At 56.4% G+C, this 23,526-nt stretch carries 17 protein-coding genes and 1 CRISPR repeat array; of the genes, 4 read left to right on the forward strand and 13 right to left on the reverse strand.

Going from position 1 to position 23,526, the window contains the following annotated elements; genetic code table 11:
• Positions 1-50 precede the first annotated feature (50 nt).
• From ACZ5CE_RS08175 to ACZ5CE_RS08185, 3 genes are all read left to right on the forward strand, one after another.
• A complete protein-coding gene (locus tag ACZ5CE_RS08175; RefSeq protein ID WP_464574393.1) occupies positions 51-263 on the forward strand; it encodes a hypothetical protein in 213 nt (70 codons plus the stop codon).
• Positions 264-416: 153 nt separating this feature from the next.
• Positions 417-743 carry a hypothetical protein gene (locus ACZ5CE_RS08180; protein ID WP_464574394.1) on the forward strand — a complete coding sequence of 109 codons (327 nt, stop codon included), beginning with the start codon at positions 417-419 and terminating at the stop codon, positions 741-743.
• 580 nt (positions 744-1,323) lie between these two features.
• On the forward strand, positions 1,324-1,587 hold the full coding sequence (locus ACZ5CE_RS08185; protein ID WP_464574395.1) for a hypothetical protein: 264 nt from the start codon (positions 1,324-1,326) through the stop codon (positions 1,585-1,587).
• A gap of 210 nt (positions 1,588-1,797) precedes the next feature.
• On the opposite strand, the gene ACZ5CE_RS08190 is transcribed toward ACZ5CE_RS08185, so the two are convergent.
• The 5 genes from ACZ5CE_RS08190 to ACZ5CE_RS08210 all read right to left on the reverse strand — a co-directional run bounded on the left by ACZ5CE_RS08190 (position 1,798) and on the right by ACZ5CE_RS08210 (position 7,050).
• A complete protein-coding gene (locus tag ACZ5CE_RS08190; RefSeq protein ID WP_464574396.1) occupies positions 1,798-2,328 on the reverse strand; it encodes a DUF4142 domain-containing protein in 531 nt (176 codons plus the stop codon).
• A 102-nt stretch (positions 2,329-2,430) separates the two neighbouring features.
• Complete coding sequence (locus tag ACZ5CE_RS08195) at positions 2,431-2,655, reverse strand: hypothetical protein (protein ID WP_464574397.1); 225 nt, start codon at positions 2,653-2,655, stop codon at positions 2,431-2,433.
• A 225-nt stretch (positions 2,656-2,880) separates the two neighbouring features.
• The gene (locus ACZ5CE_RS08200; protein WP_464574398.1) at positions 2,881-5,769 is read right to left on the reverse strand and encodes a trypsin-like peptidase domain-containing protein; all 2,889 of its coding nucleotides are present in this window, start codon (positions 5,767-5,769) and stop codon (positions 2,881-2,883) included.
• Between the two features lie 721 nt (positions 5,770-6,490).
• On the reverse strand, positions 6,491-6,784 hold the full coding sequence (locus ACZ5CE_RS08205; RefSeq protein WP_464574399.1) for a type II toxin-antitoxin system RelE/ParE family toxin: 294 nt from the start codon (positions 6,782-6,784) through the stop codon (positions 6,491-6,493).
• Entirely contained in the window at positions 6,772-7,050 is a 279-nt protein-coding gene (locus ACZ5CE_RS08210) for a CopG family ribbon-helix-helix protein (RefSeq protein ID WP_464574400.1), read from the reverse strand. The genes ACZ5CE_RS08205 and ACZ5CE_RS08210 overlap by 13 nt, the downstream gene beginning before the upstream one ends.
• A gap of 275 nt (positions 7,051-7,325) precedes the next feature.
• On the opposite strand from ACZ5CE_RS08210, the gene ACZ5CE_RS08215 reads away from it, so the two are divergent.
• Positions 7,326-8,639: an IS1380 family transposase gene (locus tag ACZ5CE_RS08215; protein ID WP_464574401.1), complete on the forward strand. Its 1,314-nt coding sequence runs from the start codon at positions 7,326-7,328 to the stop codon at positions 8,637-8,639.
• 220 nt (positions 8,640-8,859) lie between these two features.
• A CRISPR array of direct repeats spans positions 8,860-13,131; the repeat unit is 37 nt; unit sequence GTTTCAATCCACGCCCGGCCTACTGGCCGGGCGATAC.
• 176 nt (positions 13,132-13,307) lie between these two features.
• Here ACZ5CE_RS08215 and cas2 read toward each other — a convergent pair.
• The 8 genes from cas2 to ACZ5CE_RS08255 form a co-directional block, all read right to left on the reverse strand.
• The gene (gene cas2, locus ACZ5CE_RS08220) at positions 13,308-13,598 is read right to left on the reverse strand and encodes a CRISPR-associated endonuclease Cas2 (RefSeq protein ID WP_464574402.1); all 291 of its coding nucleotides are present in this window, start codon (positions 13,596-13,598) and stop codon (positions 13,308-13,310) included.
• 45 nt (positions 13,599-13,643) lie between these two features.
• Positions 13,644-14,678, reverse strand: coding sequence for a type I-C CRISPR-associated endonuclease Cas1c (cas1c, locus tag ACZ5CE_RS08225; protein WP_464574403.1), 1,035 nt, complete (start codon positions 14,676-14,678; stop codon positions 13,644-13,646).
• 1 nt (position 14,679) lies between these two features.
• The gene (gene cas4, locus ACZ5CE_RS08230; protein ID WP_464574404.1) at positions 14,680-15,306 is read right to left on the reverse strand and encodes a CRISPR-associated protein Cas4; all 627 of its coding nucleotides are present in this window, start codon (positions 15,304-15,306) and stop codon (positions 14,680-14,682) included.
• A gap of 47 nt (positions 15,307-15,353) precedes the next feature.
• On the reverse strand, positions 15,354-16,238 hold the full coding sequence (gene cas7c, locus ACZ5CE_RS08235) for a type I-C CRISPR-associated protein Cas7/Csd2 (RefSeq protein WP_464574405.1): 885 nt from the start codon (positions 16,236-16,238) through the stop codon (positions 15,354-15,356).
• 20 nt (positions 16,239-16,258) lie between these two features.
• Positions 16,259-18,193 carry a type I-C CRISPR-associated protein Cas8c/Csd1 gene (gene cas8c / locus ACZ5CE_RS08240; protein WP_464574406.1) on the reverse strand — a complete coding sequence of 645 codons (1,935 nt, stop codon included), beginning with the start codon at positions 18,191-18,193 and terminating at the stop codon, positions 16,259-16,261.
• Positions 18,168-18,881 (reverse strand): type I-C CRISPR-associated protein Cas5c, encoded by a 714-nt coding sequence (cas5c, locus tag ACZ5CE_RS08245; protein WP_464574407.1) that lies wholly within the window; start codon positions 18,879-18,881, stop codon positions 18,168-18,170. Before cas5c ends, cas8c begins: the two co-directional genes overlap by 26 nt.
• On the reverse strand, positions 18,874-21,426 hold the full coding sequence (gene cas3, locus ACZ5CE_RS08250) for a CRISPR-associated helicase Cas3' (protein WP_464574408.1): 2,553 nt from the start codon (positions 21,424-21,426) through the stop codon (positions 18,874-18,876). The genes cas5c and cas3 overlap by 8 nt, the downstream gene beginning before the upstream one ends.
• Positions 21,427-21,974: 548 nt before the next feature.
• Positions 21,975-23,510 (reverse strand): transglutaminase-like domain-containing protein, encoded by a 1,536-nt coding sequence (locus ACZ5CE_RS08255; protein ID WP_464574409.1) that lies wholly within the window; start codon positions 23,508-23,510, stop codon positions 21,975-21,977.
• Between the last annotated feature and the right edge of the window lie 16 nt (positions 23,511-23,526).

The following is a 23,526-nucleotide window of genomic DNA, read 5'->3' on the forward strand; positions in this document are numbered from 1 at the left end:
CGTCTGGCCGCCAGGAAAGCCAGGAGCGGCATCCGCAGGAGGAGATATTCATGGCAAATCGCACACCCTACGACAACCTGGAGATGATATTCGCCTTTCATATTTCGGAAAAAGCGCGAACCAGGCGCGAACAGCATATCCTGCGGTTTCCTCCGGATCTTCGGGAAGAAGAAAGGCGCCGATATACCCTGGAGCATGCGGTCAAGGAAGTGCTGGGGGAAGTGGCGGAAGTCAGCCTGCTCATCAGGGAGCTGGAGAGCTAAGGAACGCTGAATAAATTCTCGTTAAGCGCATTGCGGGTAAAACCGGATGATCACCAGGCGCGCGACGAAGGCCGCAGCCTGGACTGCGATGCCAAGTGGCTTCCGCAAGATGCTGCCAAAGACATATAATTCTGCTTTATCCAGGGAGTCACCATGAAAACCATCCTTTTCGCGCTGCTCAGCATCCTTGTTCTCTCTTCCTGCGCCAGCAAGATGGCTGGTTTGCGCGAGGGCCAGACCAGGGCGCAGGTCATCAGTACTGTGGGTCCACCTGATGGCTACCAGCGCAGCGGCGAGTACGAAGTATTGCTCTACATCGAGCGGCGCACCAACGCCTGGTCCTATTTTTCAGGAGGCATACAGGATCTGACGGATTACTCAGTCATCCTGAGGGACGATCACGTCGTGGAGTATGGCCCGGGCAGGACACATCGCCGTGACGCCGACCCCACTCCTTTCGTCCGGGTTCCCGTTCGGTAGCAATAAAGCAATAAAACAACCAGGTAGAGAAAGTCCGTCCGTATTGTAGTTCCTCCCTTTTTTCAGACTGTAGGGTGGGTGGAGTGAAACGCAACCCACCAAAAATGTCCATCCATTACCACGAAAATGATGGGTGACGACTTGCTGCACCCAGCCTGCGCAAGCTAAATCTGACCAGCTAAAGCCGGTAGTTTTATACCTTGGAATGGAAAATAAAGCAGGAGCAGCAAAAATCCGCCTGTATCAGCTCCTCTTTTTTCAGGCAAAAGCCGCTGAAACCACGCGCCAGGCGGCATTCGTCCCCGCACATTGACAATTACAAGTATTACTTGTAAACTGTCTACTGAATGCCGTAGGGAATACCGCGGCTTCCCGCGAAACAGATGCGTAGTCCAAGCTGGCATAGCCTCGGCCCTGTAAGTCCCCCTGTGGCGTGGAAAGACAAGCGGTCCGCGAGGAACAGGCGCGAAGAAATGTCCAGGCCGTGCCTGGCGCGGAACTCCGCCCGATTTGAAAGGGCGAGAACAGAAAACCGCATTGGCTCGAAGCGGAAAACGTCAGGAACCAGAGGCGCGGGAACATGGAAAATGGTGATGCATACGGCATGAATCGGGCAAGCTGGTCCGAAGCCTGGACCGAGCATCGGCCCGCGCCCCTGAATCTCACCGACACCCAGATCCTCGACTGGCTGGGCGAATACTGCGACCAGGCAATATATCGCCGTCCCTCGCCGGAATCCCGGGGTGAATTCACCCTCTATTGCTACGATATCCGGACAAGCGGCGCCACCCTGCGCGAAGCTGTTTGTCTCGCCGCAGCGAAATGGAAGGAAGCAAATGAATAACGATGATCCGTATTGCCGGTATTCGATGCTGTCGGATTACGCTGCGCTAATCCGACCTGCCCAACTACCCAACATGTAGGGCGTCAATAAGCGTAGCGCATTGCGCCGAAAGGAAACAGGTCAATGAAATGGGCTCCCACTCTTGAGAATTTGTAGGTCGGATTAGCGCAGCGTAATCCGACATCCTCCGCATAACGGCGAAAGCTCAGGCTACTTCTTTCTTCCCAGCGAAACCTTGATGAGCCGCGCTCGCTCATGATGATCGGTGAGCGAGCGCCGCATTTCCCGCAGCAATTTCTTTAATCCCTCGTTCTGGGCAGCAGGGATCAGCTTGTTCTCCAGCAGATCGAGCATATGCTGGTGGGATTCGACCTCGTGATTGATATAATCCAGGTCGAACAGTATGCCGCTCTGCTTCCCGAGATTCTCAAGAAACTTCTCCTCTTCCGCCTTCAGCTCATCGCTTGTCGGACCGGATCTCGGCGTGATTCCCCGCCAGGCCGCCCAGTCGCCGAATCGTGAACTGGAGCGCTGGTGCTCCTCCGCCAGATCCCGCGCGAACATCTTTACATCCCTGTTGGTGGATACCGAATAGGCCAGGTTGCCGGCATCGATTTCAGCCCGGTTCGCCGCCATGACGATACCCACGATCTCCCCGTCGTCCAACGGCATGCCGGTGTCGGCAAAAGCGGCAAAAGCCTGGGCCGCCAGGGCGACAGCCAGGATAAGCAATTTTTTCATGGAAATCCCTTCGTTGACTGAATGGAGCGGCATGCCGTCACCCGGATGCCCGGCCCCCTGGCCGGAATGGAGCACCTCCTGGAAAAGGCCGCGCTTGCCTTTTTATTTACTTTCCTTGTCGTCGCTTCCGGTTTTTGTCTCCGGCTTGCGCGTGCCGTTTTCGCGCCTGTCCTCCTTCTTCGCGGAACGCGGCATTTTCGCCTGGTCGGCTTCAATGCGCCTGGCAGCCCGCTCCCAGGGGTATTCCTGCGGCTCCCGCACCTCTTTTTGCGCAAATGCCTGCGAGGAAATCAATACGGAAAATACGGCGAAGAATAGCGTTCTCATGGAATTACGGAAAATTGCTGCGGCCTTCCAATCATTACAAACGGCCAATGGCCAACAACCAATGACCGGCGGCATTGGGTACAAAGTCGCGTGAATATCCGGCGCCCGCACCGTGATACGGCGATGGAGCGATACGCAGGAGCATGGCCGGCTACATTATGCTATCCAAAAAACCGGCGTGCTTCAAGCCGATGCCGGCAAATGCCAGCGCAGCATCCGCAGCCGTTATTTCAGGATACAGAACAGCAGCAGGACTGCCGCCGCCAGCAACATGATCCAGAACAGGTTTTTCCAGTGTCCGCAATGATCCTTGCCGGATGCGGGCCCAGGCACGACGATTGGCGGACGGCCAGGCTGGCCGATGACCACGCCCGGATTGCCGCCAGCCGACGGATCGCTGGTGACCGGCACGGTGTAGGAACCGTCGCCATTATCGACGGCCGGCCCGGTTACTGTTGTGCCAGGCGTGCCAGTTATCGTGAACCCATCGCCGCGGCCCGGACCCAGGTTGTTGCCATACTTGTCTTTCGGGATAACTATGATGGTTCCCGTGCCCCCGCTGACATTGACCGTAATCACCGTGCGGGAGGGATCGACGCCCGTATCCACGTGCACCGACCACAGCAGCTCGCGGGTAGCGGTGCAGCCTTCCCCGTAAGCCGCCTGGAAGCGAAACGTATAGTCCCCTTCCACGGTCAGCAGGTCCGCGAGCGGATTGCCGAAGATGCCCGCAGCTTCGGGAGAGCCGGTATGCTGGGAATCGTCGAACAGGGAGAAGCTCTGCTGCGTATAGCCGACCACGGGGCGGCCGGTACGCTGCTCGATCGCCATCAGGGTGGCCTGGCGCGCGGGGATGGTATCGGCATCGATCACTGTCGCCGCGCCGAGCTTTTCCTGCGAGAGCAGGTTGCCGATGCTCGCATCCGGCCGCGAGACAGAGACCTTTACCTGCGCATTGGGCGGAAGTCCGCCCTGCAGGTATTGAAGCCCGACGAGCGGATTGATCACGTCGCCGGTATAGTATTTGGCGGTATCCGGCATGCGGCGCAGGATGGCGCCACCACTGGCCACCACATTCACGAAATAGGCGGTTTCCGGCGCGAGCGCCGCAAATTCCACGCCTACAACCCCCGGGCGGAAGACCAGGGCCTGCCATGTGCCGTCGCGCTCGCCGTTTTGCGGCAGCGGCACCCGCAGGAATGTCCAGGTAGGAGCGGACGAAGACTCCACGCCAGGCGTGGCAGCCGTAACGCTGGCGCCCAGGGGCGTCGTCAGTTCCACCTCCAGCCGGGCTTCGCGGTTGTCCCAGCCTACCACCACGGTGATGGTTTCCTCTTCGCAGACGTTGAACGGCAGCGGCGCCGCGGCCTGCTGCCCCTGGGGAAGCACAAACTCCGGATCGAGCAATAGCCCGGCCTCAAAGATGTTGCCGAAGGCCAGGGAGAAAAACTTCTGCAGCTTGAGATTGGTATCGGCCTGCACATACTGCCCCCGATGCAGCGAGGCCAGGGCGGTCAGCATGGCGCCGTCGAGGCTCGCCGGCGTACCGTAGCCGATGGCGTCGATAAAGATGTCGGTGGGTGAAGTATCGGTGGGGTTCACCATGGGCGGCGTGTTCTGCAGGCCGTCGGTGAACAGCAGGACGTTGCGCAGGTTTGCCGCGGTGGTCAATTGCCCGTAAGCGGCATTGAGGCCGCCGCCAATGGTGGTCGATCCGCCGGCTGCGAGCCCGCCGATTTTTGTCGGTCCCGTCAGGGTGGCTTTGTTGGCCGCGGTCACGTCATCCAGCGCGAAATCCACCGGCGAACTGGCAGTCGTGCTGAAGGAGACGAGGCCGAGGCGATTGCCCGTGCCCGCACGCACCAGTTGCACGAACAACGAAGCGGCGGCACGGGCTTCTTCCATCTTGCTGATGCCGCTCGTTCCCGGCAGCGACATGCTGCCGGAACGGTCGAACACCAGCATCACGTCGCGCTTGATCGCCGGCGGCGTCGCGATATCCTGCTGGATGGTGGCGGCCGGAAAATAACTGAGGCCGCATTTGAAGCCATTGCTGAGCACGCCGGTGATGCGGCCCGCGGTGTCGAACAGGCCGGAGCCCGAGCTTCCGCCGGAGACATCCAGGTTCACGCTGATGGAAGTCGGCCCGCTGGAGATGACCGAGGCAAAACCGGGATGCGGAATGGAAAGCTTCTTGACCGCGCCGTTGGGGTGATGGATGCCGAACACCTGCTCCCCGGCAGCGGGAATATCCATGCGCATCGGCACGGGAGTGATGCCCAGCCCGCCGGGCGGCACCTTGAGGCGCAAGAGGCAATAGTCGTTGGCGCTGCCATCGGCGAAGCGCTGCCGGATGACCTCTTTCACCTTGAAAAAACGACCGCTGTAACTTCCCGGCCGGTCGCCGTTGCATTGCGTCCGGTAATTGAAGATGACAGAGGCGCTCTTCGCATCGTCGATGGGGCTGGCCATGCAATGCCCGGCGGTGATGATGGTATCGGGGCTGATCAGGGTCACGCTGCAAGTGGAAACGTAGAAACCCAGGTTCTTGTCGAAATCCACATGCATGACCATGCCTATGGCGGGCTCGATGGTATTGCGGATATCTCCCGGAGGACTGATGCAGCCCACATTTTCCCAGTTCGGCGGTGTGGAGCAGAACCAGAATGGATCGTACTTCGGCTCCGTATAGCTCGCGTCGCCCTGGAATGGGTCGCAGTTGGAAAGCGCCGTGGGATCCTGGATGCCGGCGTGCCGCTCCCCCCGGCCGTACCGGTCGAGCTGGACGCCGCCGGTAGCCGCGCCATTGGTGATGTAGCGGATGGGCACCGGGCCGCCCAGCGCGTAGATGTTGATGGGACGCGTCCAGAAATCGTTGCCGTCGGCGGAGGTGAAAATATCGGTGTCATAACCCAGATCCACTTCCAGGCGGTTGGCGGCGGGAAGGCTCGCCCCGGTGAAATGCAGGATCAGGAGCTTGGTCCCGCCGGGAGCGGGAGAAGGCGGCGGGTTGAAGTTCAGCGTCCAGGTATCGGACGGGCCGGTGGCCGGACCGAAGTCCGGCCCGATATTTGCGGTTGGCGCGGTCTGGACCGAGCCGGTTACGTGCGACATGGCTTACCTCGCTGTCTCAAGAATGGAAAGGAACTCGCGGAAAAACACTGAAGAGCATTCGCTGGCTTTTCCCCTACCCTGTTTTTGTTCACATGACCTGATCCTCAAGGAGCGATTTTTTCGGCCGGACCGTATGCCGCCATTGTCATCTCCATTGCCCATGGCGATTCCGCTAACCTGTGCCCAATCTCCAATCCCCAATCGCATTGCCTTCTCCACACCGATCAATAAGCTCCTCTATGTTTGTAGCAGATAAGATAATGAAAACAAGATTGCCGGGCAGGAATTGCTGCAAGGCCAGGTTTTCCAGACGAGTAATCTGTAGGTCAGATTAGCGAAGCGTAATCTGACAACATCTTGTCTCCACGGAAACATCAGCAGTAATCGGTAAGGAAACACCCCCACGGGCGTGGGGAAGACTTCATATGAAAAGCGGTTTGGGCATCTGGGTGGGAGCAGCGAAGGCTATGGAACCGGGATACCAGGGGGCGCAACGCCGCGAATCCCCGTAGCGGGACCGGGGACGCCATGCGGCGCAATGCGCTGCGCTTATTGCGCCCTACTATCTAAATCAGTAATTTTGTAGGTCAGATTAGCGAAGCGTAATCTGACAACATCCTGCTTCCACGGGGATGCCAGTTGGCATAGACCCCGCCCACGAAACTTATTGTCATAAAGACCAACATGCCAATGCTTAGGAAGAGATACAGCAAGGCGAGCATCAGTATCCCACTTCCTTCAAATGGCGAAAGGCCAGCACATACACCGCATCATCAGCCGGTTCATGGATGTACAAGGCGATGTAGCCGGAATCCCCGAACGGTATGGTCAATTCCCGCAACAAAGGGAACAGAGGATGCGGTTTCCCCATCTCGGGAGTGGTTTTCAAGAGCGCCATTCTGTTGTTAATCATTTCCCCGGCGCGAACTGCTGCAGCAGGATTCCTTATTGCCAAAAATTCGCGGCAGCGGATTATGCCGTCCTTTGCCGAGGCAGTAACAACTACGTGTGGCATTGCGGCGGACTGGTTTCTTCATCCGTCCCCCAGGTCTTAAGCCACGCACTCAACTCATCCCCGGTTATATGCAATCCCGTTTCCTTGTAATGCACCCATGATTTCTGCGCTTCCCGCAGGAATGCCGCGCGTTTTTCCGCTTTGTCCACGTATTGCTCGATGGCTTCACGCATGATCCAGTGCGAGGTCCGCTTTTGCGCATCGGCAAGAGCCTGAATGCGCGCTTTCAGTTCATCATCCAGCTTGATAGAAGTTGAAGTAGCCATGAGTATCTCCAAGTAACGCCCTGCACTACTATACACTACTTAGTGTTTTGCTTCTACTCATCAGTTTTGTAGACCTGTAGGTCAGATTAGCAAAGCGTAATCTGACAACATCTTGCCTCTACAGAAACGTCAGCAGTAATCGGTGCGGAAACACCCTTACGGGCGTGGGGAAGACCCGGCCAATTAGCCCGGATATTTCACCAAAAAGAAATCGGCTCAGTGTAATTCCCGCTTAAAATCAAGTTTCCACACAAGAAATAGCGAGCACTGAGCCGATGCCAAAGTGTACCAGTAATGAAATACGTTTGGGGCGCCTCGGGCGGCGCGAAATCATCGCCAATTTCGATGGTGGAGATATCAGCACTGAGGGTGGGGTTCTTCTGCTGCGGCAGGTCGACCGCAAGATCGGGTTGACCATGGCGGTGGCCAGGATCTTGTCGGACGGCCGCTACCCGGCGCGCATCAAGCACGACCTGCGCGCTCTGGTGGCGCAACGGGTGTACGCGCAGTGCCAAGGCTGGGAAGACTTGAGCGACCACGCCATGCTACGCCACGACCTGGCCATGCAAACGGCGATCGGCACGACCGCACCGCTAGCGTCGGCACCGACCCTGTGCCGTTTGGAGAACCGCGCCACGCGAGCGCAGGCCTGGGCGCTGCACGGGGTGCTGGTCGACCAGTTCGTGGCCAGTCATAAAACAGCCCCGCAGGAGCTGGTGCTCGACATCGATGCTTCCGACATTCCCCTGCACGGCGATCAGGAGCGCAGCCAGTTCCACGGTTACTACGACCACTACTGCTACCTTCCCCTGTATGTGTTCTGCGGCCAGTCGATGCTGGCCTGCTATCTGCGCAACAGCAGGATCGATGGCGCCAGGCACGCGGCAGCCGTGATCAAACTGCTGGTGACGCGGCTGCGCCAGAGCTGGCCCGAGGTACGCATCGTCGTGCGTGCCGACTCCGGCTTTTGCCGCCAGCGCCTGCTGCGCTGGTGCGAACGCCACAACGTCGGTTACACGATCGGCGTGGCGCGCAACAGGCGCCTCGAAAAACTGATGGCCGGCCAGGAGGCAGCGCTGCATCGCGCCTGGGAACAGACCCAGGTCAAGCAGCGCTCGGTCGGCGAGCTGCGCTACGCGGCCGACAGTTGGAACCGCGAGCGGCGCATCATCACGCGCCTTGAATACGGCGCCCAAGGCAATAATCCGCGCTTTGTCGTCACCAACCTCGGCTGGGATGCGGCACGGCTCTATGACGAATTCTACTGCGTGCGCGGCGAAGCCGAAAACCGCATCAAGGAAGCCCAGCTCGACTTGTTCGGCACGCGTGCCTCCTGCCACCGGTTTGCCGCCAACCAGTTGCGGCTGTTGTTCGCGGCCCTGGCCTATACGTTGATGGAGCGCTTGCGCGCGCTGTCCCTGGCCGGCACCGAACTGGAGCGCGCCTGCGCGGCGACGATCCGCGTGAAGCTGCTCAAGATCGGGGCCGTCATCGTACGCAACACGCGCCGCGTGCGCCTGCTACTCGCCTCCCACCACCCGCTACGCCACGTCTTTCTTATCGCCGCCCAAGCGCTGGCGCCGCCATAACCCGTTCCGAGTGCTGCCCCGGCATGTTGAAAAACCATGGGGGAAAGGGGGAGCTATCGCCGCAGGCCAGACAAATCGCCTTGAGCGCGGCGCGTGGACATCGCTATGACCAAAATGCACATCCCAACGGGCGCTTCACGGCCTCATTTGGCTCTTGGTGAAATATGCGGGTTAGCCGGGCGATGCGTGGAGCACTCCATGGTGGCACTCAGTGCAAAAGGTTTCAATCCACGCCCGGCCTACTGGCCGGGCGATACTGTCCGAGTTTGCCCCACCACCTCCAGCCCGAAACGTTTCAATCCACGCCCGGCCTACTGGCCGGGCGATACGGGAAGGGAAGATCCACCCCACCCAAAAGCCCATGTTTCAATCCACGCCCGGCCTACTGGCCGGGCGATACATTTTCATTTTCTTTTCCTGCCCCAGATATCCAGAGTTTCAATCCACGCCCGGCCTACTGGCCGGGCGATACAGAGCTTCGCAACCACGGTAAACCACGATAGTTGTTTCAATCCACGCCCGGCCTACTGGCCGGGCGATACCTGATACTGGTAGGTGATGCTGTAATGGTCAAAGGTGTTTCAATCCACGCCCGGCCTACTGGCCGGGCGATACGTTGATGCCATAGTTGACGAGTTCAATGCATATCAGGTTTCAATCCACGCCCGGCCTACTGGCCGGGCGATACAATACGGCTGTCAACATTCAATTGATGCTTCGCTGTTTCAATCCACGCCCGGCCTACTGGCCGGGCGATACGGTGACCGCTTTCTCGAGTTCGGCCTGTTGTGAGGTTTCAATCCACGCCCGGCCTACTGGCCGGGCGATACCATGCACCGAAGCATATTTTGATTCACGAGATAGTGGTTTCAATCCACGCCCGGCCTACTGGCCGGGCGATACCCTTGCCGTGGGCGATGTGGAGCAATACCGGGGGCGTTTCAATCCACGCCCGGCCTACTGGCCGGGCGATACGTTCGCTAGGGTTCAGATGGCTTCCGCTGAGAGAGTTTCAATCCACGCCCGGCCTACTGGCCGGGCGATACTTATACAAGCAGTATCCCTTACCATACGCGTCTTGTTTCAATCCACGCCCGGCCTACTGGCCGGGCGATACATTTCAATTCTCCTTAAGGTAATCACTACGCTATCGTTTCAATCCACGCCCGGCCTACTGGCCGGGCGATACCTGAGGAGGAACATGAGGAGCTTGTGACACTCAAGGTTTCAATCCACGCCCGGCCTACTGGCCGGGCGATACCTATTCGATATCGTATCGACTGTCAATAGGTAAACGTTTCAATCCACGCCCGGCCTACTGGCCGGGCGATACGTGTGCCTATGGGTTGAAACAGGCGGGACTATAGGGGTTTCAATCCACGCCCGGCCTACTGGCCGGGCGATACTTCGACACAACAGCGACAGACAAATCGTTCAGCATGTTTCAATCCACGCCCGGCCTACTGGCCGGGCGATACAATCCTACAAGCGGGAGGATAAACCGACAAAAATGGTTTCAATCCACGCCCGGCCTACTGGCCGGGCGATACGTCATGACCGCCCCATGTGAGCGTTACGTTAGCCGTTTCAATCCACGCCCGGCCTACTGGCCGGGCGATACCATCGCGGGTGAGTTTTGATGCGTCGAGCTTCAGGTGTTTCAATCCACGCCCGGCCTACTGGCCGGGCGATACCCGACTTCTCCCGCTCCATGGTAATGATCAGGTCGTTTCAATCCACGCCCGGCCTACTGGCCGGGCGATACGGGCGATCTCCTTCCCGGATTTAACGAGGAGCTCGTTTCAATCCACGCCCGGCCTACTGGCCGGGCGATACATCCTTTAAAAGACATTCAACGCCGACGTAAAATGTTTCAATCCACGCCCGGCCTACTGGCCGGGCGATACGATCTAAGATCTACCTGTGCCACTGCGAGCACGAGTTTCAATCCACGCCCGGCCTACTGGCCGGGCGATACCCTCCATGTTTAAGTGCGTCGTTGATTTGCTTGCGTTTCAATCCACGCCCGGCCTACTGGCCGGGCGATACGGCATCGTAAGTTCGGCGAACTATACGGCTTACCTGTTTCAATCCACGCCCGGCCTACTGGCCGGGCGATACCCTGATACGAACCATACCGGCACTCATGCCTGATGTTTCAATCCACGCCCGGCCTACTGGCCGGGCGATACGGCGGGTGTTCAAGACGGTCCCTATAAATGTCCATGTTTCAATCCACGCCCGGCCTACTGGCCGGGCGATACTCCAAGGCGGATTGCCGGATATCAATGTCCTGATGTTTCAATCCACGCCCGGCCTACTGGCCGGGCGATACGTCGAGTAACCATCCAACGGCAACAAGGGAAAAAAGTTTCAATCCACGCCCGGCCTACTGGCCGGGCGATACACCATTACAGTATCACCTACCAGTATCAGGTGACGTTTCAATCCACGCCCGGCCTACTGGCCGGGCGATACTGTTTACCAGCGCGGCTCTTGGCAGGCTATCCAAGTTTCAATCCACGCCCGGCCTACTGGCCGGGCGATACCTTCGCTGGCCTTGGCCTTTGCTAGGGATTCTTCCTGTTTCAATCCACGCCCGGCCTACTGGCCGGGCGATACATCGATTCGTTAGCAAAAGAAGCGGCGACTCTTGGGTTTCAATCCACGCCCGGCCTACTGGCCGGGCGATACGCGGCGACAGCGGCACGCTGCTGGGGATCTTTGATGGTTTCAATCCACGCCCGGCCTACTGGCCGGGCGATACACATCCGACAACGAAGACGCGGCGGCGGCGCTGTGGTTTCAATCCACGCCCGGCCTACTGGCCGGGCGATACGCGGAGCTGAAGGCTGCGCATCTGGCCATCGCGAAGTTTCAATCCACGCCCGGCCTACTGGCCGGGCGATACACGGCCGCATTCGCGATCGTATCGGTCGCGCAATGTTTCAATCCACGCCCGGCCTACTGGCCGGGCGATACATTGATCCTCCTGCGCTGGCGGTGTCTGTAACTCCCGTTTCAATCCACGCCCGGCCTACTGGCCGGGCGATACCGTGCAATCGGTAAGAGCCCCGGCGAAATCAGGATGTTTCAATCCACGCCCGGCCTACTGGCCGGGCGATACGCACGCCCTTTACCAACTGGAATGCCAGGAATGGTGTTTCAATCCACGCCCGGCCTACTGGCCGGGCGATACGTATCGTCACTTGGCTTATCCTTTCCGGCATTCTCGTTTCAATCCACGCCCGGCCTACTGGCCGGGCGATACCCAGCATACTTCCGACCTCGACCGGCGTTGCCATGTTTCAATCCACGCCCGGCCTACTGGCCGGGCGATACCAACATCAACAGGAGATACTGGGAATTATCTGTTCGTTTCAATCCACGCCCGGCCTACTGGCCGGGCGATACACTATCCCCCTCAATCAAGTCGCCGAGGTCGAATCGTTTCAATCCACGCCCGGCCTACTGGCCGGGCGATACGTGGGCCTATTCTCAGCCACAGCCCACCAAAACCGTTTCAATCCACGCCCGGCCTACTGGCCGGGCGATACTTGTTGTGGCGCTATGATGTTGCAGTATTTGGAGTGTTTCAATCCACGCCCGGCCTACTGGCCGGGCGATACGCTGTTCGTTCAGCTTGTACCAAAGGTCATCACGAGGTTTCAATCCACGCCCGGCCTACTGGCCGGGCGATACGGTAGTCATGCCGTGGGTACAAACAAACAGGGAAGTTTCAATCCACGCCCGGCCTACTGGCCGGGCGATACAGGAGATTTTCGCCGAGTGGATTCAGGATCAAGAGGTTTCAATCCACGCCCGGCCTACTGGCCGGGCGATACGCCATGTTCGGATTTATCTGCTTCAGATTATTTGAGTTTCAATCCACGCCCGGCCTACTGGCCGGGCGATACTTCGTCGCCGTCATAGTCCAGAACCTTGAACCGCGTTTCAATCCACGCCCGGCCTACTGGCCGGGCGATACCCCCAAGTTGCTGAGAGTAGCTATATAACGCTCTCTGTTTCAATCCACGCCCGGCCTACTGGCCGGGCGATACTCAAATGACCATGCTTTTGCAAGCCTCTGCCATGTTTCAATCCACGCCCGGCCTACTGGCCGGGCGATACCAAATAGTGTTCTATGCCGCGACTCTTTATAATGCGTTTCAATCCACGCCCGGCCTACTGGCCGGGCGATACATCAGCAATTGATCGGGCCTGCTCTTGAACTCTTGTTTCAATCCACGCCCGGCCTACTGGCCGGGCGATACTTGGAACAGGCAAAGCTTCAGAGCCAGATGCAGATCGTTTCAATCCACGCCCGGCCTACTGGCCGGGCGATACACAACGATAGTTGGCAGTAGCGTTACCACTAACGCGTTTCAATCCACGCCCGGCCTACTGGCCGGGCGATACGCTTGACACAGCAACGCAATTGTGTTATTTTACTCTGTTTCAATCCACGCCCGGCCTACTGGCCGGGCGATACTCTTCTTATGTAAGCTGTGCCTACATAAGAAGAATTCTTTATTTTCCCGCAAATCCTTTCTGAAAAGCTGTTAATTTGCAGCAGAGAAATAATTTTTTGGGAAAAAAGTATATTAATCATGGAATAATTTTTGCGCGAAAGGTACGGATATTAGCTATTGATAGGGGTTCGCGCATTTAGGCAATGAGAGGTCCTTCAAAATCCACAGAACGGAAGCATCCATGTTCTTTGACCCGCACTTCCACCGGTTCGGTTATACGGTAGAAGCGTAAATTATCCTCATTTTTGTCGATTTCAGCGAGCAGTGTACGTTCCAGTTGTTCAAACTGCATTTCGTTGACGGTGCATTCGAACACGGATTTCTGTACGCGCTGTCCCATCTTCTCGCAGGCTTTTGCAACCCGTCTTAAACGTTTCCGTCCAGCAGCAGTTTCGGTGGAAACATCGTAGGTGACGATAATCAACATCTTACCCCTCACTAGACCCTTCCCCACAGGGAAAGGGAACAACGATTATTTCGCCAGATAAGGCAGATAGCTTTCCATCTCATTCCGGATAGTTCGTGCGATGAAACGTGCCTGGATGAAGGGCAGCAGACCGATGGGGATTTTGTTTCCGGTGAGTGGATGGGTAATCTCTTCCTGTTTGCGTTCCTGCCAGGCTGTGATGACAGTGCGACGGCCTCTATCGTTGAGCATGACCGCGCCACCTTCACGTTCGTCAAAATCAGCGGTTGTAACTTGACCACGGTTAATAAGGGTAAGGGCCAACCGGTCGGCAAATATTGGCCGAAATTCTTCCTGCAAATCCAGCGCGAGTGCGGCTCGACCGGGGCGCACGGCGTGGAGAAAACCGAGTTGCGCATCCAGTCCGACAGCTTCAATAGCCGAGCGACAGTCATTCATGCTCATGGCGTAGAGAAAGGAAAGCAAGGCATTGAAACGATCCAGCGGTGGGCGGCGCGTGCGGCCATTGAGTGCAAATGATGAACGCGCCTGGGATTTGACGATGAGATTAAGAGCGACAAAGTAGCCGCGAGCAGCTTCACCTTCCACGCCGCGCAGCTCATCCATGGTGTTGGCAACGGCTGCCGCGCGTAGCGAGGCAGCAAGGTTGTCGGCAGCACGAACGAGTTTCGCGGCCTCATCCGGATCGGCGGCTTCACGAGCACCGCGTTGCAGATTGATGCGGCTGTTTTTGAGTTTGCCCGCAACCACCGCACGGGCAAACTCCAAGGTAAAAACGGGCTCCGAGGCCGCACGATGATGCGCCTGGCGCAACAGGATGTTGCCAGAGACCGGACCTTCGAGCCGCGCCTTGAAACGACCTGAATTATCCAGTAGAACCAGTGATTTGCCTTCATCTGCCAGGCGGTGCATGAGCGCCGGTGAGACCATGACATTGCCGAAACAGACCAGCCCACCCAGGTGATGCAGTGGCACCTGGAGTTTTTTCTCCCGTTCCACGTCGATGCGCAGGGTGGCGTTTTCCAGATGCGCGTAAGCATGGGGTGTCATGACATAGAGGGTATTCTGGACGGTATGCACCTTACTCCTCCGAATTGAACAAGCTTTGCCTTTGTTGGCGCTGTTTATCTTGTCCGGCCAGCGCCTCTGGCTGGCAAATGTCTTTCAAGGAACATTCTTTACAACGCGCATCGTTTACCGGGGGCGGCAGTTTTCCGGAAGTCAGCATGGTACGTATGGCATCGACGGTTTCTTCGACCAGTTTCCTCAGTTCAGAGGTAATAACCACTTCCCTCCGCCGGTGGCTGGTGGCATGAAAAATTGCGCCTCTGGGTACGGGACAGCCCAGCATTTCTTCCAGGCAAATAGCTTGCGCAGCAAGCTGGATATCGTCGTGCAACTTCTGCCGCTTGGCGCCATGCTTGAATTCAACAGGGTAAACATTGCCGTCCGGATGAAACTCGACCAGATCAGCCTTGCCAATCAGGTTGAGCCGATCACACCACACAGGCAAGGCGCGCTCGATCCGCGCGCCGGATTTGATTTCGTACCCCGGCGTATCGACGAGATGATGCACCGCCTGCCCGCGCATCGTGTGGATGTTATCCTCGAACGCCTGCTCCAGATGAATCAGCCCGCACTGACGCGGACAATAAATCCAGTGTTGCAGAGCAGAGAGCGCGACAACTTCATCTGCCAGATCAGACACTTAAAATCATTTCCCATTTTTTGGAAAAAAACTGCCCCGCAATCCCCTCAAAAGCCCTCAAGGAGTTCGGGTTGAAGCCCGTTGAGCTGATCTATCTCAACGTTACCGTCTTTCTGAACTTTCAGTGTGCGATGAACCTTGGCGGAGGAATATTGACCCGATTTACAGTGGTGTTTCCACCAAATGACTTTCAGTACCTCCATGCTGCCCGCTGGACGCGCAGATGATTCATCATTTTCGAGCAACTTGGGGAGTATCTGCTTGATCGTTTCGGCATCGGTGTCGGAGAAACCGGTTTTTTCGGCGAGTTGCGGGTTCATGCTGCCATAGCACACATACACGCCCTGATCGACGCGGTGTTTCATGCCCATTGTGTCCGAGCCGCGCTTGGTCCCATCGCCTTCGCCACTTACGCTCTTGGTGATTTGGATACTAGTGATGTCGATAGGCTCCACGCTGAAGGCCGATTGGATGGTGACTGGACCACGAATGCCAATCGATACCCCAGTATCGCCTTCATCGTCGCTGCCATCTTCTTTCTTTTTCCCGGCTTTTTTGTTGCTCTTTAGCGCAAACAATTGACCAAAGGCACGTACATCAAACCACTTCTCGCAGGCAAGCGTGGCGGTCTCGTCAGACCCCAGTTTGTCACCCAAAACCATTTCAGCGCGTGCCCGCAGGCTTTTTGCATCATCCGCTTTTCGATCATCCGACTGAACGAAGATCATGTTTCCGTCATCGCTCTTACCACTGGCTATCCAGCGTTCCAGCAACCGATCCCGAATCTTCCGCTTGATTGAAACATCCGTCATTTCCCCGAAGTTTGAATAATCAGTGCGCGGGCGGTTGCCATTGAGTGGATCGCCATTTGGGTTTGCGTTCTTTACTCGGAGGATAACGGCAAAGTCTATTTTGTTTTGCAGTGTGGTCATTTCTGATTCCTTAAAGTGGCTTATTTGGTAGGGGTATCTTCGTCAATGGCGGTGATATTGCCTTTGGGCGGATTCAGGACCTGTCGCTGGCAGTGATAGCCGAGCAGGAATTCACCGGTAAGCTTTCGGTCATCCAGAAAATCTTCCCCCAAAAAGCTGGAAACAACCTCGTCATGCAGCTTTTCCATTTCGTATAAAAAGCCGGCTCGTTTGGCACGCAGACGTGATTTTGCTGGCGTCAGGGCAAGTTCAATAGTGCGCCAGGTGCTCACTGGCCGGTCGGCAAACCGCTGCATCAGCTTGGCGGCGGACGTATCACGTGTTTCACCGCTAACATACAACGCTCTACCTTCAATATGTTCGGCGATGGCCAGGAGGCGGCCATACAGATAATCCCGGGATCTCCGGTCAGTTTCCAACGTCATTTGATACTCCATATGATTGAAAAATCCTTTGAACAGGGCGCAGGCGATACCCAGGTTTTTCTCCCACTCCCAGTGTTCCAAGCTCGCCGGGTTACAGGTTCGGCGCACTACCGAGCCAACGAGATCACGGGGCAACGAACGGCCATCGACGATGCAGGGCAGAAGCCGTTCCACCGTGGCTTTGCGCAATTTGTCGTCGAGGCGGCGACCGAAGGCGGCTTCGGCGATATCTCGTGGCGCGGGCGCGCCGACAAATCGGGATTGTTTGCCGAAGTTTTGCAACCACGCATGCTTTTCATGCCAGGCCTGAATTCTGTCCAGGAATTCGGAGCCCAGCAGTTCGCGATAGAAAGTAACGGCCATGCGCCCTGGCGTTGCTGAGTCCAGACCCATGACGACGATACCCTCGGTTGGGTCGAGCTGTGCGCGATAACCATCAATGGCTTTTTTCAGCCTTAGTGCGAATGCCTGACCCACATCGCCAACATCAATCTGTTCGGGTTCCACTGTTGGTGTAGTGACTTCTTCACTGCTGAGAAAGAGCGAGAGCGAGTCTTTGAATGGGTCAGGTACGGGCTTCCCGGCAACGGCCCAGGTAATGATCACCTGCTTTTCGTTTCGATATGCCTGCCGGCGGATGAGCCAGCGTAAGGCATTGTGTGCTTTTTGGGTCACCTCGTAGCTGATGCTGCATGCCTGCTGGCCAGTATCGTCCGTGAATCTGCCTCGGAACGTATAGCCGGAAGCATCGTTAGCGCTGATCAATTTGGCGCCATCCCCCGCATCCCGAATTCGTTTGGGGTGGTTCATAGCGAGGGCGGCCTTGTCATCGCCAGTGACCATGCATGTGCCTATCAACTCTTTCGTGCTCGCGTCGTACCTTGCCCAGGAATTTTGCAAGAAGGGGTCTTCCCAAACAGCAGTGCACAGGTTGCCAGCTTCCCGGACATGCCAGCGGATAAAAGCATCTCCTTGATCCCGCTCACCAGCCTTTGCGGTAAGTAAACGAAAAAGGTCAGGGATTTGATTCCCGTCCGTCCATCGGGTTACCAGATTTCCTGCTGAATCAGTATGAAGGATTTTTTCCCCGACCAGATCGGCTACCACGCAGCCCTTGCGGATATATGCCAGGACCGCCCTGGCCTTGGGGTGGCTGAATTCGGATTCGCACCATCTGCCAAGCTGCTCTTCATATTCCTTAAAAAATGAAGGTTTTCCACCCCCGTATCCTGTGTAATCACCAGCACAGTACTGAACCTTGTCACACAAGGGATGAGGCGGTGGAATTTTGCCTGTCCTGCCCGCCGATTTTTCGGTGGCGGGTATTATTGTTTCTTCTTTCTGAACGATTCTGGCGCCTTTAAAACTGCCATCGGCATCCAGCGTGATCTCGATATGCGCTTGTTGCGGCGTGTGGCTAACTGGCATCAACCGTTCCGACGCTGGCGGTTCATGTCCCCTGCACTGCTCATAGGTTTCATAGAGTTTCTGAATCCAGCTCATGTCAGCACTCCAATATGACTGCTTCATCTTCGACGCTGCGCAAATTTTCCTTGCCGAACTTCTTTGCGCCCATATTCCGCACGAACTTGCGAATGGTGCAGTCCTCCGGGCGGAGGAACCGGACACGGCCATCGCTCATGGTGGGTCGCCAGAAACGGGCATGCAGCTCCTTCAAGCCGGTTTCGTCAGGATAGTCGAAACCATGGAACATCAGACTATAGGCGAGTTCACCTGTGCCGTCGTAGTCACCATCGCCTGAGCCAAACCCGCAGGGTTCGGCATAGCCCTGGCAATCTCGCGTGCCAAGAAAAATATCCTGTCGGCCGCCACGCTCCAGCATCCGCTGGGCGATGGCGTAGTGCTTGCCATCGATCCTGTCTTCTTTCAGTTCAGGTCGATGCGTGTTCCATTCAAAATGAGCACGTACCTGGTATTCCACATCGGCCAAGAATGTGTAAATGGCTAAAGTATTGCCACCGCCAAACTCCAATGGTTTGGTGCCTTTGGTCTGGGTACGGATGCACTTCATCACGCGCACTTCGTCGATCACCCAGACAAGGGTGGGCTTCCAGTAGATTGACTTGGCGATTCCTTTGAGCGCCTCGTAAGTGGGAATGTGGTATGAGCACTTCTCACCGCCGACCCGTGTCACTGGATCGGTGAATAAGGCGTGCCGCGCCCAGACTTTGAACTCGATACTGTTTCTTTCAGCCATAGAGAACCTCCATTTTTCCCTCCGGTGTTTCACTCAGACCAAACTCGGCGCTGTAGTAGCGCGAATCGGTCAGAAACAGTATGCCTGTTCCTTCCACGATTTCTTGCACTGCACCGGCCTTGGTCAGCCGCTCCAGGACTTGCGGGAAGATGTTGACGGTGAATTGCTGTGCCCGGCGCAGCAGAACAAATTCTTTATCGGGTAGGTAGGCTGAGCAAAGTTCGGTGATGACTGCACTCCCGGCTTGACTATAGGGCACGATAACACCGCGTGTCGGCGCATCGATGGCCTTGAACGCCTTGGCAGCGGCCATGAAGGAGTGGCGCAGGTAGTGGCTCGGCATCCGGCCGTTTTGCTGACCATATTGAGTTGTGGCTATCGAATTGACTGACAGCAGGTTCAGCAAGGTGTCATCATGCCCCAACAGGTTGGCGGAAACCGGGTAGCCCATTTCCTCTTTTCGGGCAAAGAAATAATTCTCGTAGTACCACGTCATCACGGCTGGACCGATCAGGTTTCCGTCAAACCTGATCGGATCTTTCTCGTAATCGTCCAGCACGCGCTCAGCCTTGTCCCGACCAACGCGGATGTCAGGAAGCATACTCAGATTTTCATCTTGCAGATTAACCACATGAACCAGACCAATTTCGCGGCTGCCGTTGCGATTGCAACGACCAGCCGCTTGAGCGATGGAATCCAGTCCGGCGGTGAGGCGAATGACAGCGCCGAAATCCACATCTACGCCGGCCTCGATCAACTGGGTGCTGATGCAAAGTAGCGGCTGCTGCACTTCAAGATGTTCCCGTATCTCGGCCAGGATCGTCCTGCGATGTGCTGGACACATGCTCGTGCTTAGATGATAAACCGGCGTATCCTTCTGTTCTTTACACAAGCGATACAGGGTTTGTGCGGAATTCTTGGTGTTCACGATTACCAAACAGCTTCCTGCGCGACGGGTTTCTTCCAGCGCCAGCGCGGCAATCTCGTTGCCCGTCCACCCACCGGGTTTGCGTTGGTTTTTCACTTCAACGCGCTTCAGGTCATCGAACAATTTTTTTACATCCTGCATGAGTTCGTTACCCTCAGGTATTCGGATGGCTCCTTTGTTTGCATCAACCTTGTCCAGTAGCGGTTGAGTGGCGGTGCACAGGACTACGGTGCTGCCGCACTGTTCGACCAGAAAATTCATCGCATTATTGAATAGGTGGACGCAGTTGATGGGTAAGGCCTGGATTTCATCGAAAATAAGTACGGCATTCGCCAACTGGTGCATCCGCCGCGCGCCTCGGGTGCCGGCGCCAAACAGGGTTTCGAGAAACTGGACGCTGGTGGTATAGATGACGGGTGCATCCCAATTCTCAGTCAGGATTTTTCCGCGCCAGCTTTGTTCTTCTGGGGTGAGATTGGAATGGTGCTCGAGAACTACGCTGCCCGGCTCCACGCCATCCGGTTCAAGAATTTTTCGCACCACGTCGGCGTTCTGGTCGATGATGGACGTGAATGGAATAACGTAGATCACCCGATCCATTTTTATGCCATTTGTTTCCTTGTTTGCGTGATGCAACGCAAATCGCAGACTGGCTAAAGTCTTACCACCCCCAGTGGGCACTGTCAGAGTGTAAATACCTTTGTCACGGGATGCGCCCTGCAGGCAATGGCGGGAGATGTCTTGCCGTAGAGTGTCGATAGGATGCTTGGGCTGAAGGGTTTCAATATGCTTTTCCAGATGACCGATCAAAACGTCCCACGCGGCATATCCCCTATTTTCCCTGAGTTTCTTTCTCTTTGGGTTCTCAAAATCGGCGCTATCGATATGGTCAGCATCAATGAGGCAACTGAACAGAAAGCGCACCAGCAGCCCTATCTGCTGTTGCACCACAATGCTCTTATCATTCTTTTCCGGTGCGGCGCGCACGATCCCGGAAATTACTGCTTGCATGGCTTTGAGCATTTCCGGTCTGCCAATGAGCTCGCGAGCCCGGGCAAGGATAATTTCGTCAGCATTGATACACGCTTCATTGAAGTGACTGCGGTCATCGGCTTTGCTCATGCGCCTACTAAAAACATCTTCGCCAAGGCTGTTCGTATCGGAAGATAGACAATCGATCAGCCCGGAATGATGGGAAGCGATGCAAAGTGAGAGAATTTGTCCAACGATCTGCCCAAGCTGTCCCTGTTTGGAAAGTTCTCGCCATGCCAGTTGGGCTCCGGCGGTCGAGTGATCTATCTTGCCCTTTAGTCCGGCTGCATTGACGAAGTCTTCATCCTCATCTTGGTTGATTAAGCCGACGGCAGACTTGATGTAAGCCTGAAACGCAGCACTGAATTTCCCCAAATCATGGAGCAGGCCGATCAGCTCCCCCTGTTTATCCAAACCGACTTTCCCTGCGAACTTGTTCGCCAGCATCGCCACATTACACAAATGGATCGCGAGTGATTGCGTAGCTCCATCCGACTCACGATGGTGAGCGATGAACAGCGGTTTGTTCGTTACGTCTCCCTGTTCTATGCCTCGGGCCATTTTGTTCGTCGAATGCGTTTTCATCAATGACTCACTTACTCATGTCGAGCACTGCCAACCATTCAGTAAAATGTTTGCATGAATAAATAGCACCGACACGCGATCACCTCTCCGTGATAATCCACGATTTTGCTCATTGACCGGTGTTTTCATTCTAAGGACCTGAGAGGCTAAAGCCATTGGACCATGGTACACCTACTGCTGAGTAGGGGTATTTCAGGGCTGAGCCTCATACACCCCGCCTATCGAGGCCATTTTTTTGTTTTTTGGATAGCCCGATCAAATCCGGGGTAGGGGTTTACACGCGGCGCACTGGTGATAAGAACGTGCCTGCCGTTATGGCGCGGCGGGAGAAGATTGCCGGCAGATGAGGGCTGCAAAGGAGCCGGGGCGAATAAAGCACCCCGCCGCAAGCAGCGGGGTATTAACTACGCTTTCATAATTCGCTGGCTTTCAGCCAGCCTTCGCCCCAGGAGGCGGGGAATTAAACCCGCAGAGATTAAAAGAGGAACCCTGCCGGCAATCCGGCATTCGACCGCCCGGGCTAACAGGCATTCATATCGGATATTTCATCAAGGCTGCTTCCAGTTCTCGACAAATGCCTGCCGGATATGCCGCACCGCCGCATCCTTCCTGAGCTGGTACTGCGCCGCAAACTTTCCTTTGTCATAGAGAATATTGCGGCCCTGGTCCTCGTCCACCGCAATTTCGTTATGGTGGGGAAGCGATCCGCGCAAGCGAAAACTTTTGTCTTTTGTCAGCGCCGCAGGAATGAATGTGATCGCCTCCACGATCTTCTTCGAATCGTCCTTCTGTGCGTAGCGCCCGGAAATCAGCTTGCCTTTCCACAAAGCCGCGGCTTCCTGGGAGCTCCCCTTCCATAAGCGGCCATTGATAGTGAATTTCAACGTTCCCGAAGCGATGTCGAAATCCGAGCCCGCTCCATATTCCGGCGCTTGCGGGAGGGATGCCGCAGGATTGCCGGGGTCATACAGAGCCAGTATGCCATTCCGGATTGCGCCAAACTGCCCGTAGCTGCTGTGCGCATAAAAATCGCCGATGGCATGCGCGGCGCGGTGAAACAAATCCAGGTTCCGGACGCCATCTGTCTTGAATTGCGCCAGGCGGTCGGCAACCTGCTTCCAGCTTTCTTCGATGTAGCCATTATCGAAATGGTCTCTCGGGTCGTAGCTCCCCGGCAGATCCACATCATCCACGGTAAGGCTTCTTCTCCACAGGAAGCTCGTAAAATGCCCATTCAGGGACTTCAATACCCAATCCGGGCAAATGTCCGGCGTAAGCGCTTCGTTGAGTATGGTTTTATGGACCCATCCCGCAAAGCTGGGATCGAGTTTGGACCAGTCGCGCCTCAGGCGCACCGCTTTTTTCCCCTCGTAAAGCGTGTGGCTCTGCATCGTCCACAGGTGCACATCGTTGAAAATGAAGAGCGGAATATATTCGGCACTGTCCGGCAGATGCGGCATCTTTCCCCGCGTACCCACCTTTTTGCTCCCCTTTTCCTCCGCTTTTTCCGAATGGGCGGCATGCGCCGGCTCGATGACCTGCCACTTGCCGGCCTCGTCCTTGTACATCACCCACACATGGTCGATATCCTCGTGCTTCCTGCCGAACCAGGCGCGGAATTTGCCCAGCGCCACGCGCACGTTGAATGAACTGACGCCGCTCGCCAGCAGCATCGAAGCGATGAGCAGCGCGCGGTCCTCGCAGTCGCCGGAGCGCAAATTCAGCGTTTCATCCGGAAACTGCCAGGGGTCGAGCCCCTCGGTGAGCCGGTATTCGATTTTTTGCGAAACGAACTCGGTGATGACGTAGGCACGCAGGTCGAATGAGCCGGGATCGCGCGACACGAAAAGGTCCCACGAAGCGCCTTTCAACTTCCCGATGAACTTGCGCAGGTCCCCCTTCAGGGTACGCCGCATGATGGCGTTATCCCTGGTCACCAGAAACTCGCGCACGTCGATGTCATACCCCCCCGTTTGTTTCATGACAACGGGCCGCGAAGAGGGAACGATGGAATCGTGAATGATGCGTTCTCCATCCCAGTTCCAGCGGCGCAATCCATTTACGCGGGAATTCGCAAAGCACATGATGATCCTTTCAAAA

The sequence above is a fragment of the Nitrosospira sp. TNL200 genome, from assembly GCF_055386305.1.

Coding starts and splice junctions, on each gene's coding strand:
- ACZ5CE_RS08255 (WP_464574409.1), bottom strand. CDS start 23,510: ATGTGCTTTGCGAATTCCCGCGTAAATGGATTGCGCCGCTGGAACTGG.
- ACZ5CE_RS08185 (WP_464574395.1), top strand. CDS start 1,324: ATGGAAAATGGTGATGCATACGGCATGAATCGGGCAAGCTGGTCCGAA.
- ACZ5CE_RS08200 (WP_464574398.1), bottom strand. CDS start 5,769: ATGTCGCACGTAACCGGCTCGGTCCAGACCGCGCCAACCGCAAATATC.
- ACZ5CE_RS08180 (WP_464574394.1), top strand. CDS start 417: ATGAAAACCATCCTTTTCGCGCTGCTCAGCATCCTTGTTCTCTCTTCC.
- cas7c (WP_464574405.1), bottom strand. CDS start 16,238: ATGACCACACTGCAAAACAAAATAGACTTTGCCGTTATCCTCCGAGTA.
- ACZ5CE_RS08175 (WP_464574393.1), top strand. CDS start 51: ATGGCAAATCGCACACCCTACGACAACCTGGAGATGATATTCGCCTTT.
- ACZ5CE_RS08215 (WP_464574401.1), top strand. CDS start 7,326: ATGCCAAAGTGTACCAGTAATGAAATACGTTTGGGGCGCCTCGGGCGG.
- cas5c (WP_464574407.1), bottom strand. CDS start 18,881: ATGGCTGAAAGAAACAGTATCGAGTTCAAAGTCTGGGCGCGGCACGCC.
- cas8c (WP_464574406.1), bottom strand. CDS start 18,193: ATGAAGCAGTCATATTGGAGTGCTGACATGAGCTGGATTCAGAAACTC.
- ACZ5CE_RS08205 (WP_464574399.1), bottom strand. CDS start 6,784: ATGCCACACGTAGTTGTTACTGCCTCGGCAAAGGACGGCATAATCCGC.
- cas2 (WP_464574402.1), bottom strand. CDS start 13,598: ATGTTGATTATCGTCACCTACGATGTTTCCACCGAAACTGCTGCTGGA.
- cas3 (WP_464574408.1), bottom strand. CDS start 21,426: ATGAAAACGCATTCGACGAACAAAATGGCCCGAGGCATAGAACAGGGA.
- ACZ5CE_RS08195 (WP_464574397.1), bottom strand. CDS start 2,655: ATGAGAACGCTATTCTTCGCCGTATTTTCCGTATTGATTTCCTCGCAG.
- ACZ5CE_RS08190 (WP_464574396.1), bottom strand. CDS start 2,328: ATGAAAAAATTGCTTATCCTGGCTGTCGCCCTGGCGGCCCAGGCTTTT.
- ACZ5CE_RS08210 (WP_464574400.1), bottom strand. CDS start 7,050: ATGGCTACTTCAACTTCTATCAAGCTGGATGATGAACTGAAAGCGCGC.